16 protein-coding genes and 1 tRNA gene are annotated in these 17,896 nt (G+C 69.6%); 2 read left to right on the top strand and 15 right to left on the bottom strand.

Going from position 1 to position 17,896, the window contains the following annotated elements; genetic code table 11:
* Positions 1-10 precede the first annotated feature (10 nt).
* The 8 genes from QSK32_RS29055 to QSK32_RS29020 form a co-directional block, all read right to left on the bottom strand.
* Positions 11-1,141 carry an LCP family protein gene (locus QSK32_RS29055; RefSeq protein ID WP_285473716.1) on the bottom strand — a complete coding sequence of 377 codons (1,131 nt, stop codon included), beginning with the start codon at positions 1,139-1,141 and terminating at the stop codon, positions 11-13.
* Between the two features lie 206 nt (positions 1,142-1,347).
* Entirely contained in the window at positions 1,348-2,688 is a 1,341-nt protein-coding gene (locus tag QSK32_RS29050) for a sensor histidine kinase (protein ID WP_285473715.1), read from the bottom strand.
* 45 nt (positions 2,689-2,733) lie between these two features.
* Positions 2,734-3,417 carry a response regulator transcription factor gene (locus QSK32_RS29045; protein WP_045745684.1) on the bottom strand — a complete coding sequence of 228 codons (684 nt, stop codon included), beginning with the start codon at positions 3,415-3,417 and terminating at the stop codon, positions 2,734-2,736.
* A 67-nt stretch (positions 3,418-3,484) separates the two neighbouring features.
* Positions 3,485-5,809, bottom strand: coding sequence for a transglutaminase TgpA family protein (locus tag QSK32_RS29040; RefSeq protein ID WP_285473727.1), 2,325 nt, complete (start codon positions 5,807-5,809; stop codon positions 3,485-3,487).
* A 211-nt stretch (positions 5,810-6,020) separates the two neighbouring features.
* Positions 6,021-7,133, bottom strand: coding sequence for a DUF58 domain-containing protein (locus tag QSK32_RS29035; RefSeq protein ID WP_285473714.1), 1,113 nt, complete (start codon positions 7,131-7,133; stop codon positions 6,021-6,023).
* Positions 7,130-8,110, bottom strand: coding sequence for an AAA family ATPase (locus tag QSK32_RS29030; protein ID WP_045745681.1), 981 nt, complete (start codon positions 8,108-8,110; stop codon positions 7,130-7,132). The genes QSK32_RS29035 and QSK32_RS29030 overlap by 4 nt, the downstream gene beginning before the upstream one ends.
* Positions 8,104-10,698 carry a fibronectin type III domain-containing protein gene (locus QSK32_RS29025; protein ID WP_285473713.1) on the bottom strand — a complete coding sequence of 865 codons (2,595 nt, stop codon included), beginning with the start codon at positions 10,696-10,698 and terminating at the stop codon, positions 8,104-8,106. Before QSK32_RS29025 ends, QSK32_RS29030 begins: the two co-directional genes overlap by 7 nt.
* Before the next feature lie 133 nt (positions 10,699-10,831).
* Positions 10,832-12,280 (bottom strand): fibronectin type III domain-containing protein, encoded by a 1,449-nt coding sequence (locus tag QSK32_RS29020; RefSeq protein WP_285473712.1) that lies wholly within the window; start codon positions 12,278-12,280, stop codon positions 10,832-10,834.
* A 273-nt stretch (positions 12,281-12,553) separates the two neighbouring features.
* On the opposite strand from QSK32_RS29020, the gene QSK32_RS29015 reads away from it, so the two are divergent.
* Positions 12,554-12,638 (top strand) — tRNA-Leu (locus tag QSK32_RS29015).
* Here QSK32_RS29015 and QSK32_RS29010 read toward each other — a convergent pair.
* On the bottom strand, positions 12,603-12,827 hold the full coding sequence (locus QSK32_RS29010) for a hypothetical protein (RefSeq protein ID WP_285473711.1): 225 nt from the start codon (positions 12,825-12,827) through the stop codon (positions 12,603-12,605). The genes QSK32_RS29015 and QSK32_RS29010 overlap by 36 nt on opposite strands.
* Between QSK32_RS29010 and QSK32_RS29005 the strand changes: the two genes are divergently transcribed.
* Positions 12,813-13,034, top strand: coding sequence for a hypothetical protein (locus QSK32_RS29005; protein ID WP_285473710.1), 222 nt, complete (start codon positions 12,813-12,815; stop codon positions 13,032-13,034). The genes QSK32_RS29010 and QSK32_RS29005 overlap by 15 nt on opposite strands.
* Positions 13,035-13,064: 30 nt before the next feature.
* On the opposite strand, the gene QSK32_RS29000 is transcribed toward QSK32_RS29005, so the two are convergent.
* From QSK32_RS29000 to QSK32_RS45775, 6 genes are all read right to left on the bottom strand, one after another.
* Complete coding sequence (locus tag QSK32_RS29000; protein WP_285473709.1) at positions 13,065-13,949, bottom strand: IS3 family transposase; 885 nt, start codon at positions 13,947-13,949, stop codon at positions 13,065-13,067.
* The gene (locus QSK32_RS28995; RefSeq protein ID WP_045746896.1) at positions 13,946-14,257 is read right to left on the bottom strand and encodes a transposase; all 312 of its coding nucleotides are present in this window, start codon (positions 14,255-14,257) and stop codon (positions 13,946-13,948) included. Before QSK32_RS28995 ends, QSK32_RS29000 begins: the two co-directional genes overlap by 4 nt.
* A gap of 61 nt (positions 14,258-14,318) precedes the next feature.
* Positions 14,319-14,483, bottom strand: a complete 165-nt coding sequence (locus QSK32_RS28990) for a hypothetical protein (protein ID WP_285473708.1) — start codon at positions 14,481-14,483, stop codon at positions 14,319-14,321.
* Between the two features lie 5 nt (positions 14,484-14,488).
* Entirely contained in the window at positions 14,489-14,710 is a 222-nt protein-coding gene (locus QSK32_RS28985; protein ID WP_285473707.1) for a hypothetical protein, read from the bottom strand.
* A 454-nt stretch (positions 14,711-15,164) separates the two neighbouring features.
* Positions 15,165-17,039 (bottom strand): DUF2075 domain-containing protein, encoded by a 1,875-nt coding sequence (locus QSK32_RS28980; RefSeq protein WP_285473706.1) that lies wholly within the window; start codon positions 17,037-17,039, stop codon positions 15,165-15,167.
* A gap of 250 nt (positions 17,040-17,289) precedes the next feature.
* Positions 17,290-17,814, bottom strand: coding sequence for a hypothetical protein (locus QSK32_RS45775; protein WP_285473705.1), 525 nt, complete (start codon positions 17,812-17,814; stop codon positions 17,290-17,292).
* Positions 17,815-17,896 lie beyond the last annotated feature (82 nt).

The following is a 17,896-nucleotide window of genomic DNA, read 5'->3' as shown; positions in this document are numbered from 1 at the left end:
GAGTAGGCCGTCAGTTCCCGGTGTTGACGAACCCCGGGTTGTCCAGGAGGAACCGCGGCACGTCGTTCTTCGCCACCGCGGTGAAGAACTCGTCGACCGGTCCGGTGAACCGCTCGCCCAGATAGTCGCCGCTGGAGGACTCCACGGCGCCGCCGGGCAGGCTGATGGTGACCATGTTCTTCGGGTCGACGTCGCGCATCGCCAGGGCCCAGTCGGCGATGTTGTGGCCGCCGCCGGAGAAGGTCAGCGACTGTCCGGCGGCGTCCAGCACCTTCAACAGTTTCGACGGGTTGGTGACGACGTCCTTGGAGAGTGCCTGCTCGGTGATCGCCCGGATGAACCGCTGCTGGTTCTTCTGCCGGTCGTAGTCGCCGTTCTTCAGGCTGTACCGCTGGCGGACCACGTCCAGGGCCTCCCACGCCTCGAGGTGGTAGGTGCCCTTCTTGTAGACCTTCTGCTCCCCGACGTACGGGTGGGAGCAGCTGTGATCGGCGCACTCCGGCCGGCGGTCGCGGGGCTTGCCGTTCGGCTTGAGGTGCTCGGACCTGATCTCCTGGTCGATCGTCATGGTGACGCCGCCCATCGCCTCGACGATGCTCTTGAAACCGCCGAAGTTGACGATCGCCCCGGCGTCGAAATCCTTGATCCCGGTGACCTGGCCGACCGTCTTCGCCAGGTGCTGGAAGCCCTGCGTGACACTGGGTTTGCCGCCGGGCACCCGGCTGCCCAGGCTCATCGCGCCGTTGATCTTTCCGCGGCCGCCGGCGTACTGCGACTTGGTGCTGGCCGGGATGTCGACGTAGAGGTCGCGCGGCAGCGAGAAGATGTAGGCCTGATCCATCGTCGACGGAATGTGCGCCACGATGATCGAGTCGGCGAGCGGGGGCGTCGTGTCGTCCCGCGGGTCGATGCCCACGAGGAGCACGTTGACCGGCCCCGTGATGTCGGTCTTCTCCGTCTCCGCCGCCGCCGCGGGATCACCGATCAGGTCCGGCGCCTCGACCGCTTCCAGACGGGCGAAGGCCACCTCCTTGACCGTCAGCACACCGCCACTGGTGATCATCAGAATGACGCCGGCCACCGTGGCGAGCCGCGCCCACAGCGGCGAGCGGCGCTTCTTGATCTTCCGCTTCGTTGTCATGCTGGTCCCCGTATCCCGCCGTTGCCGATGGGCAATCTAACGGACGGAGATGACTCTCCCGGACACGCAAAGGATAGAGTCGAACACGCCGTGAACAGGGCGTTCGTCTCCTGGGACTCCCCTGGCAAAGTCCTGGCGCATTCCTGTTCCGGACCTGTCCGGATATCGAGGGATCTCTCAGGACGTGACCGCGGGCACAGCCGCTCTCAGACCTGGTGTGCGCCCGCCGGCAACGTGACGACAGCATCGATACCGGACGGTTCCGCCGGATCCAGCCGCACGTGACCACCGTCCGCCTCGGCGAGCTTGCGCACCAGCGCCAGCCCGAGGCCGCTGCCGCCCTTGGGTGCGCCGGGCGCCCGCCAGAACGGTTCGAGGGCCCGCTCCCGCTGCTCCTGCGGAAGGCCCGGCCCGCTGTCCACCACATGCACCTCGACGACCTCGGACGACGGCCGCGCCACCAGCCGGATCACACTGCCGTCCGGCGCCACCGCCAGCGCATTGGAGATCAAGTTGTCGAGTATCTGCTCCACCGAACCGGGCGTCACCACCACCAACACCTTCGGGGGTACGTCAGCGAGCACGGTGACGTCACGTTCCGCGGCGAGCGGCTGCCAGATCTCGGACCGGTCGACGATCCGGGCGGTCAGGTCGACGGTCTCCGGAGACTGCTCGGCGCCCTCCACCATGGTCAGATCGAGCAGCGTGTTGACCAGCTTGTCGAGGCGTTCGGTCTCGCCGATGGCCGCCTCCAGGTTCGGGGCGCCGGCCGCCGACACCTCCGGTTCCAGGTTCTCCAGGCGCAGCCGCAGCGCCGCGAGCGGGCTCTTGAGCTGATGCGACGCGTGCTCGACGAACGCGCCCCGGGCGGCGAGCACGCTGTGCAGGCGCGACGCGGTCCGGTTGAACGTCTGCGCGAGACGCCGCAGCTCGGGCGGCCCGTCCACGCCGAGGACCGCGGCCGGCTCCGACTCGTCGGCCAACTGCCCGGCGGCGTCCTCCAGAGCACGGACCGGTTTGGTGATCCAGGCGGCGAGGCGTACCGCAACAGCGGCACTGACCACCAGCACGGCCGCGCAGGCGACGGCGAGCAACGCCCAGAACTGATAGACGTGATCAAGAACGGACGCGGCCGGGACGCTGACCCGGACCGAACCGACGTCCGTCCGGCCCGGCTCGACGGAGACCACCGCCGACATCATCATCACGCCGTCGACCTCGACGATCCGGTTGCCGGTTCCCGGCGACGCCCCCGCGCCGCCGTGCCCCGGCAGCGTGCCGAAGACCAGCCGGCCGGACGCGTCGAACAGCTCGACCTGACCGCGCCAGCGCCGGGCCGACTCCTCGGCCACCTGCTGCGCGCCCTGCCCGTCGTTCTCGTCCAGTTCGGCGCCGATGTAGGCGGCGAGCACCTCGGCCTCCCGCTCCAGCTGCCGGAACGCCTGCTGCTGCTCGCTGCTGCGATAGAGGTAGCCGAGCGGAACCGCCAACGCGACCAGCACCAGCGTGACCAGCGTCAGGTGGGCCAACACCAGCCGCCGGGTCATGCCACGGCCCGGCGTTCGCGGCCCGCGAGGAGGAAGGTCACCCGGTCAGCCGAGCGGGACGAGCCGGAACCCCACACCGCGGCGCGTCTCGATCCACGCCGGGTCGCCGAGCTTGCGGCGCAGGGCGGCGATGTGGAAGTCGAGCGTCCGCCCCCGGCCCTCGGCGGTCGCCCACACCTGCTCCAGCAGCTTCTGCCGCAGCACCACGGCACCGGGCCGGGCGGCGAGCATGGTGAGCAGGTCGTACTCCTTGGGTGCCAGTGCGACCGGCGCTCCGCCGACGCTGACCTCACGGGTGGCCAGATCGATGCTCAGCCGGCCCGCAGTGCACGTCTCCGGCGCGGTCGCGGGCACGGTCGACACCCGTTCGATCGCCGCCGCCCGGGACCGCCGGTCGACCGCCCGGATCCGGGCCACCAGTTCCCGCAGGCTGAACGGCTTCGCCAGGTAGTCGTCGGCACCACCCTCCAGGCCGCGGACCAGGTCGGCCTCCCCGCGCCGCGACGTCAACATGATCACGGGTACGTCCCGGGTGCGGTTGAGTTCCCAGCAGACGTCCACACCGTCGATGTCCGGCAGTCCCAGATCGAGCAGAACCAGGTCGACCGGTTCGGCGGCGAGCGCCTCAGCGCCGGTCGCAACGTGCCGGGTGACGATGCCGTACCGGGCGAGGCCTTCGACAAGCGGCACCGCGATCGCCTCGTCGTCCTCGACCAGGAGCACCCGCATGTTCCACCTTCCCGCAGTGCCATGACTTCCCGCAGTGCCATGACCGGTTGTGGTCAGGCACCCGACTCTAACCACCGCGCCCGCCCCGCCACCGCAGCGGGCCGGGCCGCACACTCCACCACAGCCGCCGCCACCAGGGCATCTGCCCACGAAGCGCCGCCGCGTAGGCCCTCACCTCAACCCCAGCCCGATCAGCCTGCCGCTCATCAGCCTCCCCAGGCGCAAACCCGACCGTGTTGACCGCCTCGATCAGCCCGTCAACAGGCGTCCCCCCGACAGTCCCAGCAACCGCTTGCCCGAAGGACGCCTGTCTGGAGAACGCCGCATCCGTTTGTCCGGAGTTCACAGCACCTGGTCGTTCGGAAAATGGTGTGGCTGTGTGCTCGGCGACTGCGGCGGCGAAACGGCCGGCCTCGGTCGCGGACAGATGCGAGGGCAGCGGGCTTCCGGCCAGCCGCAGGATGTCGGTGAACTCCAGCCAAGCCCCGGTGACACGCTCGTCCGGGCCGCCGACGGTCAGCCGCCGCCGGGTCTGCGCACGCCGCATCGCGATCACAACAAGACCGCCGAGAAGCACCATGACCACAAGTGATCCGGAAGCTGCCCCGGCCACGACCGTCCCGGACACCGCATCACCCGACGGCGCCGCGGCGACGACCGGCGGTGCGGCCGACGCGCTCCCCGACGGCGACGGTTCCGGTGACGCCGACGGCGTGGCGGGCGGGGTGGTCGGCTGCGGCCGGAAGTCGTCCTCGACCGGTGTGGGCTCGTCACTCTTCGGCATCGGGTCGAAGGCCACCCACCCGAGACCGTCGAACAGCACCTCCGGCCAGGCTACGGCGTCTCCCGCGGTCACGACGCCGCCCGCCGCCGGCGCCCGGAAACCCACGACGATCCGGCTGGGGAGTCCGCTCAGGCGTGCCATCAGCGCGTACGCGGCCGCGAACTGCTCCGAGGTCCCCCGCCGCCCGCCGAGCTCCTTACGCCCGAACAGGAAGTGATCGATGTTCGGATAGGCGTGCCCACTCGGAGCATCCGCAACCTGCCGATAATGATCAGCCAGGAACTCCTCGATCGCCACCGCCCGGTCGTACGCCGCGCCGTTCCCCTCGGCCAACTGCTCGGCAAGACGCTGGATCCGCTCCGGCACGCCGGTGGCCACGGTGAGATAGCGGGCCACCGCGTCCCCGGACGGCACCTCGGCGATCGGCAGCGCGTTGAGGTCGGGTTCCCGTTCGAGCGTGGTCGTGGCGTACCGCAGTCCCTCGGTCAACCCCTCCGGCCGGATCAGGGTGCCGGTGGCCGCGTCATAGGCGACCCGAGCACCGGAGATCGCCGTCGGCGTCGGCACGACCGGCAGCAGCCGCCCGCTGAGCCCGGTGACCGTGATCTCCTGCCGGCTCTCACTCGTAGCGTCCCCACCGAACGCGACGTCACCTGACGTCCCCTCACCCAGCGATGGCACCGGCAGCACCCGGCCGGCGTTGCGGTACAGCCCGCCGACCTTCCAGGTGACCCCGTCATAATCGGACAACACCGCCAGCCGCAGACGCGTCTCCGGGGCGGCCCCGGTTTCGGACGGCCGGTACTCCAGGAGCGACTCCTTCGGAGCGAGCGCCCATCCCGAGATCCGGTTCAGCGGACTCTCGTCCAGGGAATCGACGCGGGGCGGTTCCACGTACTGCCGAGGGTCCTGCGGCATGACGCTCACCTGGCGCGAGGCCCAGGGACCGATCACCGCCACCAGGCCGAGAAGGGCCACCAGGCCGGCGGCCGCCCCACCCAGCGCCCGCATCCGCAGCATCGCGCGAACCCGCAGCTCAGCAGGGTCCTCCTCGTCCTTCCCAGTGGTAAACCTGGCAGTCGTGATCCTCCCGACGGGGAAAGACGAGGACCGAGTCAGAGCCGAAACCGCCAGCGCAAGCGCCGCAAGCGCCGCGAAACCCGTGCTGACCAGGACCGGCGTCTCCGCATTGGGGCCCACCACGTAGAGCGCCCCCGCGTAGACCCCCAGCACCGGCGACAGTCCGAGCAGCACCCGGCGGCTGCGCACCGCCACCTCGACAGCAGCCAAACCAGCCACCCACACCGCCACCACCGGCACGACAACCGTCTCCGGCGCAGCTTCCACCGGGATCAACGCCGTCAACAGGCGCGGAATCCCACCCGCCACCGCGGTCCAGTCCGGCCACTGCCCACCGGCCGCCACTCGCAGCGCAACCGTCACATATCCCGTCAGGACCAGCGCGGACAGCGGCGCCGCCGACCACGCTGGCAGCCGTCTCGCCGCGACGCCCACCGCCACCGACCCGGCCGCCGAGCCGGCCGTCAGCCACACCACCAGGTCGTCGGCGAAGATCCGCCCCACCACCACGCCGGCCAACGTAAGCATCCCGACCAGGGCGCCCGGCACGACCGACGCCCGCAGTACACCGGCCACCCACGAACCTCGGCCGCCCACAACACCCACCGCCCGCGAACCCGAATCGCTCACCGCCCGGGCCCCTCCACCTCAGGAACGCTCACCACCAACGCACCCGAAACACACGCCATCCACACGCCTGGGGCGCCCGTCACGTGCGCGCTCCGATTGCGCGTCACGCTCACCATCCGCGCACCCCGTCCCAGGCGGCCGCGAACTCCGCGCCGTCCGCCGCCTCGATCACGATCACCCGGTCGGTCGCCGGGGCCGGGGCGACGGTGTCGCGGTCGCCGAGCAGGGCGGCGAGCACCACCGGGTATGCCCCGCGCATCCCCCCGACCGCCCCGAGGTCGTCGCGCCCGCCCGGCCCGGTCAGGAAGATCAGCGTGTCCCCGAGTCGCTGCCCACGGAGCCGCCGCAGTGTCGCGCCGAGGTCTCCGGCCGCCGGCTGCACCTCGGTCAGGGTGTCCAGAAACGGTCCGCTCGCCTCGCCGCACACCAGGTGCAGGCTGACCGGCAGCCCCTCCCGGACGGTCGCCGCCAGCACCGAGGCCGCCGCCTCGCACGCGTCCTCGAACGAGTCGCCGCGATGCCCGGCGGACCGGTCGTCGAGCAGCACCACGAGGCTCGGTTCGGCGGTGTCGAGTTGTTCCCGGACCATCAGTTCGCCCACTTTGGCGCTGCTGCGCCAGTGCACGCGGCGCAGTTCGTCGCCGGGCACGTACTCGCGCAACGCGTCGAACGTGATCGTCCCGTGCGGCACCCGGTCGGCCTGCCCGTCCAGGCTGCGGGTCAGTCCCGCCGGTACGGCAGCGAGCGGGTGGATCCGCGGGTGCACCCGGACCGTAGTCGTCCCGCCGTGCACCCGGTCCAGGCTGATCAGCCCGAACGGGTCGCCGCGGGTGATCCGTAGCGGTCCGATCGGGACGAGTCCGCGCCGGTGGGTGGGCACCGGATAGCCGGTCGTCGTGTCCCGTCCCGGCCGCAGGCGCAGCACCGGGACGTCGACGGTGGCCGGACCGCACCGGTCGGTGGCGATCAGGGTCGCGGCCCGCAGCCGGCTCGTGTTGCGGATGGTCAGGGTGACGGCGGCCGGTTCGCCGCGGGCCACCCGGTCCGGGTCGGCGGCCCGTTCGACGCCGAGCCGGGGACGCCACACCGCGTGACCGACAGCGACAACCAGCGCCGACACGGCGGCCGCACCCAGCACGGCCAGATCCGGATAGCCGAACCAGAACCCCACCCCGAGCAGCCCCACCGCGGCCGCCAGCAGGCCGACGCCCCGAGCAGTCACGGCACGGCCGGCAGGTGCTGCTTGTCGGGCAGCGGCACCGGCACCTCACGCAGCGCGTCGGCGAGCACCTCGTCCGCGGTGACGCCCCGCAGCTGGGCCTCCGACGAGAGCATCAGGCGATGCGCGAAGACCGGTCCGACCAGTGCCTTGAAGTCTTCCGGCAGCACATAGCCCCGGCCGTTGATCAGCGCGTGCGCCGCGGCGGCCCGGGTCAACGCGATCACCCCGCGGGGGCTGACGCCGACCCGGACCAGCTTGTGGTTGCGGGTCGCGGCGGCCAGGCGCACCGCGTACGCATAAAGGGGATCAGCGATATGCGCACCCAGCGCCGTCGCCGCCAACTCGCCCACCGTGGCGGTGTCGGTGACCGGTTCGAGGGTGTCCGGGGACCGGCCGGCCGCGCCGCGCAGCACCTCGATCTCGACCTCTTCGTCCGGATATCCGACGGACAGTTTGACCAGGAACCGGTCGAGTTGCGCCTCGGGCAGGCGGTAGGTGCCGTCCATCTCGACCGGGTTCTGGGTGGCGACCACCAGGAACGGCTGGGGCACCGGGTGCGGCACGCCGTCCACGGTGACGCGGCGTTCCTCCATCACCTCGAGCAGCGCCGACTGGGTTTTCGGCGACGCCCGGTTGATCTCGTCGGCGATGACCACGTTGGCGAACACCGGCCCGGGGTGGAATTCGAAGCCGCGGCTGGCCTGGTTGAAGATCGTCACGCCGGAGACGTCGGAGGGCAGCAGGTCGGGGGTGAACTGGATGCGCCGCCACTGCCCGCGGATCGACGAGGCCAATGCCCGGGCCAGGGTGGTCTTGCCGACGCCGGGCACGTCCTCGAGGAGGACGTGCCCCTGGGCGAACAGGGCGGTGAGGGCGAGCCGGATCACCTCGGGTTTGCCGAGCACCACCGATCCGACGCTGCCGGCCAGGCGTTCGGCGGTCTGGGCGAAGGTCTGTACCTGGGCGGGGGTCAGCATGCGGAGAGGTCCTTCAGGTCGTCGCCGCCGTCGAGGTTGAGCCAGGCCCAGGGGATGTAGGTCTTCCCCTTGTAGTCGACCTGGATCCACCACGTGCTGCGCTTCTCGTTGTTGTAGACGTACGCGTAGACGGACTCGCCGCTCTTCTTGCAGTACGCCTTGAGCCGTGTTCCGTTCTTCACCCAGCCGACCTGCTTGTCGTCGTCCTGCCGGGTCACCGAGAAGATCTCGTTGCCGTTGCGCCCGTCGACCTCGTCGTCGCAGTACGTCTTCTCCTCGGCCTTGTCGCCGTTGATGCAGGTGGCCGTCCCGTAGAGGGCGTCGGTGGTGGCCTTGGCCGTCTTCGTGGCCGTGCCCGCCGCGTTCTTCGCGGTGACCGTGAACGTGTACGCCGTGCTCGGCTTCAACTCCGCGGCCTTGAGCCCCGAGCAGCCCCCGGTCGCCCCCTTGCCGCCGCCGGTGACGGTCAGCGTGCAGGTCGGTTTGCCGCCGCCCGCGTTGACGCTGAACCCGACCGACGCCGCGTTGAAGCTCGGGTCCACCCCGGTCATCGTGATCACCGGTGCCGCCACCGTCGTGGCCGTCGCACTGCCCGCCTCGCCCGCGCCGGCCTCGTTGACCGCGGTGACCTGCACCTGCACGCTCGCGCCGTCACCCAGCCCGGTGAGCGTCGCCGCGGTGTCGCCGGACACCTCGGTCTCCTTGCCGCCGGCCGCGACGACGTACCTGGTGACGGGCCGCCCGTTGGCCTCGGCCGCCGTCCACGTCACCCGCACCGCACCGGCCTGGTCGGCGACGGTCGCCGCGTCGACGTCACCCGGTCGGCCCGGCGTGGTGAACGGCACCACGCTCTCGCCCGCCCCGGACGCCTTCGACCCGGCGCCGCGGTCGTTCACGGCGACGACCGTGAACGCGTACTGGCTGCCGTACTCCAAGGTGCCGGGTGCGATCGTCATCGACGTGCCGGCGGTGTCCCCGACCGGGGACGTCCCGCCGGCGGTGATCGCCGTGACCGTGTACCGGGCTATCTTGCGACCCTGCCCGTCCGCGGCCGCCCAGCCGACCCGCACCGACCCGTCCGGCAGCGCCTCGGCCCGCGGGACACCCGGCGGCTGCGGCACGTCCGCGGTCGGCCGGACCGCGTTGCTCGTCTTGGCCGGGCCGTCACCCCTGCGGTTGACAGCGTGCACCTCGAACCGGTACGTCTCCCCGTTCGTCAGGCCGGTCACCACCAGCGACCGCTGCTCCGCGCCCACCTGGAAGGTCCGGTCCGCGCCCGTCACCACGTATCTGGTGATCGCCGCGCCGTTCGCCGCGGCAGCCTGCCACGTCACCCGGGCCTCGGCGTCACCGGCCGCCGCCCGCACGTTGCGCGGGGCACCCGGCACGGTCACGGTGGGCTTGGGCTTCTTCTTCCTCTCCGGGGCGGGCGGGGTCGGCGGCGCCGGCGGCGGATCGCCACCGAGGACGTCGTCGGCATACTTGTCGACGGTCCGCACAGTGTGCTCGTCATCGACCACCCGTGCGGTGGAGGCCCCCGGCGCGTTGATGAACAGGTGGTTCTCCCGGACCTCGAGCTCCAGCCCGCCGCCCGGTTTCTTCACCGTGATGCCCTTCTGCGCGGTGCCGCCCTCGTCGAAGACGTGCACGGTGCCGGCCTCGGGCACGTAGAGGAAGCCCTCCCAGGCGACGGCCGCCTCGATCCCGGTCTCGTCGTCCTCCCCGGGGATCGTCACGTCGGCGCGGACCCCGGTGCTGTCGACGGTCAGCACCCGCCGTTCCCCCGGCACGGTCACCGCGATCAGCGAACCCTCGCTGCGCGGCGGCAGGATCCCCGGCGCGCCCAGCGGCAACGTGATCGTCGAGGTCGGCTCGTCACCGACCCGGACCAGCGCGTTCGTGGTGCGGTCCAGCACGGCGACACCGCTGTCCAGCGCGCTCAGCGCCAGGTCGTGACTGCCCTGCGCCACCGGCTCGGTCCGGGCCACCGACGGCCCGGTCTCACCGGCCTCGACCGCGGTCAGCGTGCCCTCGCCGGGCGCCGCGATCCACAGCACGCCGTCGCCGTCGAACACCCCGCCGGTGATCCCCGGCGGGAACCGCAGCGCCTCACCGACCCCCTGCAGAGTGGCCGGGTCGACCTGCTGCACCTTGCCCTGCACCGCGTCCACCACGAAGGCGTCGTCGTCGTGCAGCGCCACGGTCACTCCGACACCCGGCTGCGACGTGCCGTTCCAGTAGGCCTGCAGATCGGCGAGATCCATCGACGCGATCCGCCCGGTCTCCACATCGCGAAGGATGACGAAGCGGTCACTCTGGCTCACCTGCACCTGATGCCCGCGCGCCTGCCCCACGTCGGCCCGGGTGTCGACCTTGGCGGTGACCCCGTTGACCCGCGCCACCTCACCCGCACCTCGGCTCCACACCCACGAGGCCGCGTCGAAGCTCGCGAACGCCTCGTCGGCGGCGCCCAGCCCCCGCACGGTCAGCCCCAGCGCGGTCACCAGAGCGATCACCGTGCCGGCCGTCACGAGATGCCCGCGACGCGGCCGCCAGCGACGCTGCGGTGGCCTGTCTGCGCTGGTCATACCCGTTCCCCCGTAGCCGTCGGTCCAGGTTGGAGCGCTCATCATAGGGACCCCGCGTCGAAGATCGACACCCGCTCGGACAGCTTCGTCACCGTCTTGAGATAGAGCTTTGTCACGTGCTTTGTCAGCCGCGCTATTGCGACGGACGAGCGCTCACGGCATCGGTGCACGCTTGCGGCGAACTCGCAAACCGGTCCGTCCCATAGACGGCGACGACCGCGAAACAGTACTCCATCGTGGAATTCAGACCGCTGACCCGGTAAGAGGTCTCCCCCGGCCCGATCGTCGCGACGGGCCGTAGTTGCTCCCCGCTCCGGGCCATCGTCACGATGAAGGAGACCCGCCCCTCAGCCGGATCACGCCAGGTGACCTCGACGCTCGATCCGTCGACGTCGAGCGCGATCCCGGAAGGCGGATCCCCACGCAGTTCCGGCCCGTTCCCAGCGGTAGGGCCGACGGTTCCGGTATTCACGGCGGCCGGCTCCGAAGCCTGCTTGACCAGCACGAACATGAGCGCGGCCACAGCCACGAAGGCAGCGACGAGAGCCGCGGCGACTGCGGCGACGGCCAGCCCGCGACGCCCCCGGGAACCCTGCTGATAGGGCACCGGATAGGCCAGCTGTTCCGGATAACGCACCAGCTGATCCCCCGGAGGGACAACCCCGCCCTCCGCTTGCGCCGGCGGCCTCCCCGGCCTCATTTCTTGGGGGTACGAGCTGAGCATGCCCGTGGCTACCGGAAGGCTGTTCGGAGTCACCGGGTAAACGCCAGGAGCCTCCCCCGTCCCGACCGAGAACACGCCGGGCGCGACATTCCCGCCCCGGGCCCTTTCCTCGTCCCACCCAGCCGCAACAGCGCCCGTATCGATGGCGCTCGCGTCGTCCCGAGCCGAATCAGTGGCGCTCTCGTCGGCTGGCTCCGGGGCGTCGCTCTCCTGCCGCGCCCACCCGGACGGCGGCCCGTCCCAGGGCCCGGCCTGATCCCCTTTTTGATCACCAGCACCAGCCGGCACCTGAGCCACCGGCGTGGTCGGCCGCACCGGCACGAGCGGTACCGGCGGCGGAGGCGGGAGCGGCCCGACCTCGGCCCGCGGCTGCGGGACCGGCTCCGGCCGGGGCTTCGGGGACGGCGCTTCCCCGCGTACCCCAGAAAGGTCTTGATCGTGGAAGTGAGCCCGCGCCCGCGCAACCGCCTCGTGATCGGCCCCCAGCACGCCCGGCCCGTGGGTCGCGACCCGGCCGAACGCCTTCCGCGCCTCATGCCGGTTGCCGAGCTCCTCCGCGACCACCCCCAGATCGTGAGAGATCAACACCATGACCGGGTCGGCGTCACCGAGGCGCAGATGCCCCGCCGCGTAGGCCTCCTCGAGCACCCGGCGGGCCCCCATCGGGTCGTCCTCGCGCAGGTAGACGACGGCGAGCGCACGCTGAGCAGCCAGTACGTCCGGGGCGTCCTCCCCCAGATTGGCCCGCCCGATCTCCACGGCCCGTTCCAGCAGCAGCCCGGCGCCCGCCAGATCCCCGGCAGCGATCATTGAATGCGCCCGTTCCAGGGCAGGCGTCAGCGGCGAGGACGGCGGCATGCCCGCCATGCTGCCCGGTTCGTCCCCCCAACGCCAGTGCCGCCCGGTTCCCAGCCCACTCACCGGCCCGCAGGCGCTCGTTTCCCGGCCCGCCGACACAAGGCCATCGACCCGTTCCCCGACGGCCTTTTCGCCACAGCAGGAGCCGCCCCCACCCCCGCTTCGCGGTCGCGTCCAGGCCGTGTACAGTTTCGTCCTGTGCCGCTGCGGAGCAGGCCAAACCCCAGGTGAAGCCAGGGCGAAGCGCTCCGCTAAGGTACAGCAGTACACCTTGTCCGGGTGGCGGAATGGCAGACGCGCTAGCTTGAGGTGCTAGTGTCCTTTATCGGACGTGGGGGTTCAAGTCCCCCCTCGGACACAAGTTATACACACGGCCGAAGTCGTCACTGACGACCTCGGCCTTCAGTGTTTTCTGGTCTGGCTGGTAGGTCATCCGCAGGCCGATGCGGCTGTATAGCTCGGCGCGGTCGCGCGGGTCCGCTCCCTGGATCAGCTTGATCAGGTCCTTGAATGCGGTGGCGATGGCGTCGAGATGATCTTCGGTCATCCGCTGCGGCGGTGCATCGGTGAGGTCGAGCCTGACTTGGGCTGCGTTCTTGATCGCGGTGGTCTCGGTGATCCAGCCGGCGATGAGGGCAGGGTCGCCGCCGGCGTCGAGGGTGGCGCGGTAGCGGTCGATCTTGGTGTCGGCGTCGGTGATGGTTTGGCGGATCTTGGCGATGCCGTCTGGGTTGCCGGCCTCGGTGAGTGCTGAAGTTCCACCCCGGGACCGGACACCGGAGTTTCATGCCGCGAGGGCGATGGGTGGACGATAGCAGACACGCGCTTCGCGTGGTGTCTGGTGTTTCACGGTGGAATGCAGTCTTTTGTTGTTGTAGTAGTTGATGTAGGCGAATACCTCCCGGCGGGCCTCGGCGCGGCTGGCGAAGACCCGGGTGCCGATCTCGGCCTTGAGGCTGGCGAAGAACGACTCCGCGACGGCGTTGTCGAAGCACGAACCGGTCCGGCCCATCGACGGCCGCATGTTCAGCCTGGTCAGCGTGGCCCTGAAGTCCTTCGACGTGTACTGGCTGCCGCGGTCGGAATGAAGGATCGCGTCCGGGCGGACCAGGCCACGCCGGTGGGCCAGCGCGACGGCGTCGCTGACGAGTTCGGCACGCATGTGGGTGGCCATGGCGTGCCCGACGACCTCCCGGTTGAACAGGTCGATCGTGGTCGCCAGGTACAGCCAGCCCTCGGCCGTGGGCAGGTACGTGATGTCCCCGGCCAGCCGCACACCGGGCGCCGGCGCGGTGAAGTCACGCCGGATCAGGTCCGGCGCCGGCGCCGCCTTCGAGTCCTGCCTGGTCAACGACCGGCGCCGACGGCGGGTGATCCCGGCAAGGCCGCGCTCGCGCATCACCCGCTCGACGCGCTTGCGGTTGACCCGCAGCCCTCGACGGCGCAGCTCAGCGGTGACCCTTGGTGCCCCGTAGCCGCGGTGTTCGGCCTGGATATACCGGATCAGAGCAGCGAGATGCTCGTCGTCGGCCTCGCGGGCCTGCCTCGCCGGTGCGGCGGCCAGCCACTCGTAGTAGCCCTGCCTGCGCTTGACCGCCAGAACACGGCACAGCCGCGTCACGCCGTACACCTCGGCAAGCTCGGAGATGAACCGGTAGCGGCCGGTCAATGACCCATCTCCCTCGCAAAACAGGCGGCCGCTTTCCGGAGGATCTCCTTCTCCAACTCCAGCTCGGCCACCGTCTTACGCAGCCGACGCAGTTCGTCACGCTCGGCACCGCTCAACTCGTCACCGGCCGGGCGACCTACACCGGCACGCTGCTCGTCGGCGCGTTTGGCGGCAGCGACCCAGTTACGCAGGGTCTCGTGATTGACACCGAGTTCACGGCCGACATCGCGGATCGTGCGACCCGAGGACCGCACGAGCTCGACCGCGTCCCGACGGAAATCCTCGGAGTACTTCGAAGGGCGGGGCACCCGGACATCCTTCCCCCAGACCACTGTCTGGTTTCAAGGTGTCCGGCTCGAAGGTGGAACCTCATTCCGCGTTGGTGTAGGCGTTCGAGATCTGCTGGTACAGCTGGATGGCGTAGATGCCGTAGCTCAATGCCACCGAGTAGCCGATCACCGACCCGGCGAGTGTGACGATCATGGCGGTTCCGCCGGCGAGGCCGATGCTGACCATCAGCAGCGCGTCGAACATTTTGGTCAGGAAGCCGCTGATCGCAGCCGGGACAGTGCCGTCGTCATCTGGAGGTAGGCGACCTCGTGCGTGGTCAGCGTTTGCACGAACAGACCTTGCTGCACCGGGCTGAGATCGCAGTGCCGCTGCACGTACTCCAGCGCGTTCGCGGCGTCGTCGGAGGCTCGTCTCAACTGATTGTGCAGCTGGTCGATACCCGCCACGTCGACGAAGAGCTCACCGCCCATGCCTGCTCCGCCTCGTCGACGTTGGTGCAGTAGTCACGTGTAAGTAGGCGCCGGTGAATAGTCGGTGGTTCAACCCGCCGTGTGTCTCGGCTCGATCCGATGCTTCCCGGTACGTGGAAACGAACCGGTAGCGGCGACTCCGCCCGGACTACTGACCGTGTTTACTGCGCAACGGCCTTCTGGTCCAACCGTGCGGGAAGGACGGGGCGTGCCCGCCCTGCTCTGGTCACCCAGATGACCACCGCGGTCAGGCCGACACCGGAGGTGGCTCGGCGAGGCCGACCGCGTCCTCGAGGACCCCAATTAGAGACCTTTAGGTCAGGGCCTGTGCAGGGTCGGCGCCTCGCGTGCGGGGCCCGGCAGCCGATCCCGGTGGCCATCGCCGAAGTCGGCGGAATTAGTTCCCACTCGACCAGCATCCGGGCGCTGAGTGCGCGCCCGGATGCCGTGTAAGTCAGATCTTCGGGATGCCGAGGCCGGCGAGCATGGCGCGGGTTTCCGGGTCGACCGAGTACAGCACAGCGCCACGCATGCCGCGGGTGGCGAGCACCTTGTACGTGTTCCGGATCAGCTGATCGAAGTTGGGGGCGCCCTTGACCTTGCTGTCATGACTGGCCTTGGAATTAGCGACCCAGGCTCCGGACCGCCAGACGAGGTCAGGGCCGAGGATTACGCCCGCGTGGTCGTACTCCAAGCCTTGGGCGGTGTAGATGCAGCCGATCTGGTGGAAGCCGCCGTCGTGAGTAGCCCAGAGATCGGACGAAGGGATGCCGTTGATCATTCGGTCGGCCCGGGAGTTCCAGGGTCGCTGCCAACCACCGATCACGACGTCGTCGACCAGGCTGCCGTCGGGTCGGGCGGCACTCCACGGCCAGCAGTACCCGGCAGCCATCCGGGCCTGCAGCCCGTCGTCCAGCTTTTGCCGCAGGTAGTGCTCCATTGCCTCCGGCGTGTCGGCAAGCCGGAGGTCGAAGTTGTCTAGCGGCTCCCAGGAGCGGGGACCGGTGCCGCTCAGGCCAAGAAGTTCCTCGGTCCAGTCGACGTACTCTTGGCAGCCCCCGCAGCGAAATTGGTCGTGCAGGTGCACCTCGGTCACCGGAATTCCGAGGCCGGCCGCGGCCTGCCTGATCGACTCGACCGAGCCCATTTCGCCATTGCGCACGATCTGGTTCTCATCGAGCAGGAACAACGGCACCCGAGCGGCGTTGATCAGCTCTTGGACCTGGGCAATGGTCGAACGGCGATCACGCGGGGTGAACCTGGTGTTGGAGCTGAGCCGGATCCGGTGCGCCTCGTCGGCGATGAGCACGTCGATACCGTTCGGCGCCACATGGGCGTAGTTGTTGAAATAGGTGAATACCTGTTTCGCCCGCCGGTCGCTCGTGCCCAGCTGGTCGCGCAGGGTGGTGGTGAATGACTTACTGCCAGTGGCATGCACCGTGCTGATATTCATCCGGCTGAGCGCGCCGAGCACTTCGATGGCGATGACGCTCTTCCCGGTACCGGGCCCGCCAACCACCAGGATGATCTCCTTGTGGTTGTTCGCGTGGCTCTCGTGGACCGCGCGCAGCACATGGTCGTAGGCGAGGCGCTGGTCGTCCAGCAAAGTGAAGACACTGCGGCGTAGTACGGCGTCGCTGACCGCTGTCATCAGCGCCCGAGTCGGCCGTACCGGCGACTTGATCAGGTAGTCGGCATGGCTCGCCGCATCAGTGGCGGACAGGACCGACCGGAGGAAACGCCTCAGATCATCGCGCTGGTCGTCACCGAAGATCCGGACGTTACGGCACACCTCGGGGTCCAGACCCATTGCCATCGGCTGGACGTGGTGCAGATCGGCACTGGATGCGTTGTGCATGTTGACCATGCCGTATACGCGTGCGTTCTCCAACGCGGACAGGTAGTTGGTCAGTGTGTTGCAGTACGCCCAGACTTGATTCGCCGGATGCACCTGGATCGGCTGCGGAAGTGACGGAACCTTTACCTGTTCCGAGCCCGGCACCGGCTCCAACTTCGACCATTGCTTGTTTTCCACCACGACGACGCTCGGCTGGCCGGCGACCGGGTGAGAACCGACCAGGACAAGATCCATCCTGGTATTGGTCAGGGGGCCGCGCACTTCGGCGAGGACCTCTACCTCGTGCAGCCCTTCAGCGGCGAGGGCCTGTGTGATGGTGGGGATGCTCCGTTTCCAGGAGTTCACCTCACTCGGAGACGGGCGCGTGCCGAGCTGAAGGCGGAATGCCTGCTCCAGCTCAGTGACGAAAGTGGTGATCCCAGACGCCAGAATCTCGGCGACGGTGCGACGCAGCAGACAACGAGAGCCCATAGTGGCCCTGCTCCTTCGCGGTGGGTGGCGTAAAGCCAGACGGATACCGGAGAGGTACGGCGCAGACTGTAGACGATCCCTCTGACATTCTGGTGGACCCACGGTGGCATCCAAGCCGACGCGAACCGCGCGCCGCCTCCCGAAGCTGCCTTCATTGAGGCTTGTAGATCAGGTGCGGGTCGTATCCGTACACCTGAAAGTCGCAGCCTTCTCCGGGGCCGCCCTTCTTCGGTGCCCCGGCGGACCAGGGTCATTGCATAGTCGGGTAACTGCTGGTCACGGCGAGGATCAGGTTGTGTGATTGGCGGTTTGCCTGGCGGGTAGCGCGGGCGATGTTGGTCGCGCCGGTGGCTCGGTGCCATCCGATTGCGGTGTTACGCAGGGTTGCGATGACGGCGGGTCCGTTGCGGGTCCGGGCTTGGTGCAGGTCTTCACGGAAAGTCACGTCGCGGACGTGGTGAAGGCGGTTCTCGATGTGCCGGTGCTGGCGGATCCAGGTCTGGAGATCGCGGGCTGTGGCGTGCCCGGCGGGCAGCGACACGGTGAGGTAGGCGGTTTCGCGGCTGGTCCGGCTTGCGACGGTCCGGGTCCGCGTGATCCGGATGGCCTGTTCGGCGCACGGGAAGCCGATGCCGCCGGGCGTGGCGACGGTGACGGCTTTGACGGTGCGGGTCTCGCGCCGGCCGGCGCCGCCGGTTTCCTGGTCAAGGGCATGCCGCTGGACGACATCCTCGATGCGGTCCGGACCGTCGCGTCGATCATCGCGCCCCGGCATCCGCCGCCCGTATGACCTTTTCGGCATATCCCACATTCATTGACGTACGTCTAATCGCTGCTTAGCGTGCAGGCACACACCC

The sequence above is a fragment of the Actinoplanes sp. NBRC 101535 genome, from assembly GCF_030269225.1.
In the GTDB taxonomy this organism is placed as follows: Bacteria; Actinomycetota; Actinomycetes; order Mycobacteriales; family Micromonosporaceae; genus Actinoplanes; species Actinoplanes rectilineatus.
Note: the sequence above shows the minus strand (reverse complement) of the source record. Positions and strands in the feature narration are given on the sequence as shown.

Bases quoted from the DNA above. Each gene is read 5' to 3' on its own strand.
- QSK32_RS29050 (WP_285473715.1), bottom strand. From the start codon at position 2,688: ATGACCCGGCGGCTGGTGTTGGCCCACCTGACGCTGGTCACGCTGGTG.
- QSK32_RS29005 (WP_285473710.1), top strand. From the start codon at position 12,813: ATGATCTTCGGTCATCCGCTGCGGCGGTGCATCGGTGAGGTCGAGCCT.
- QSK32_RS28980 (WP_285473706.1), bottom strand. From the start codon at position 17,039: ATGGGCTCTCGTTGTCTGCTGCGTCGCACCGTCGCCGAGATTCTGGCG.
- QSK32_RS29040 (WP_285473727.1), bottom strand. From the start codon at position 5,809: ATGCTTACGTTGGCCGGCGTGGTGGTGGGGCGGATCTTCGCCGACGAC.
- QSK32_RS29025 (WP_285473713.1), bottom strand. From the start codon at position 10,698: ATGACCAGCGCAGACAGGCCACCGCAGCGTCGCTGGCGGCCGCGTCGC.
- QSK32_RS29045 (WP_045745684.1), bottom strand. From the start codon at position 3,417: ATGCGGGTGCTCCTGGTCGAGGACGACGAGGCGATCGCGGTGCCGCTT.
- QSK32_RS45775 (WP_285473705.1), bottom strand. From the start codon at position 17,814: ATGCCGGGGCGCGATGATCGACGCGACGGTCCGGACCGCATCGAGGAT.
- QSK32_RS29020 (WP_285473712.1), bottom strand. From the start codon at position 12,280: ATGCCGCCGTCCTCGCCGCTGACGCCTGCCCTGGAACGGGCGCATTCA.
- QSK32_RS29030 (WP_045745681.1), bottom strand. From the start codon at position 8,110: ATGCTGACCCCCGCCCAGGTACAGACCTTCGCCCAGACCGCCGAACGC.
- QSK32_RS28985 (WP_285473707.1), bottom strand. From the start codon at position 14,710: ATGGGCGGTGAGCTCTTCGTCGACGTGGCGGGTATCGACCAGCTGCAC.
- QSK32_RS29010 (WP_285473711.1), bottom strand. From the start codon at position 12,827: ATGACCGAAGATCATCTCGACGCCATCGCCACCGCATTCAAGGACCTG.
- QSK32_RS29055 (WP_285473716.1), bottom strand. From the start codon at position 1,141: ATGACAACGAAGCGGAAGATCAAGAAGCGCCGCTCGCCGCTGTGGGCG.
- QSK32_RS28990 (WP_285473708.1), bottom strand. From the start codon at position 14,483: ATGTTCGACGCGCTGCTGATGGTCAGCATCGGCCTCGCCGGCGGAACC.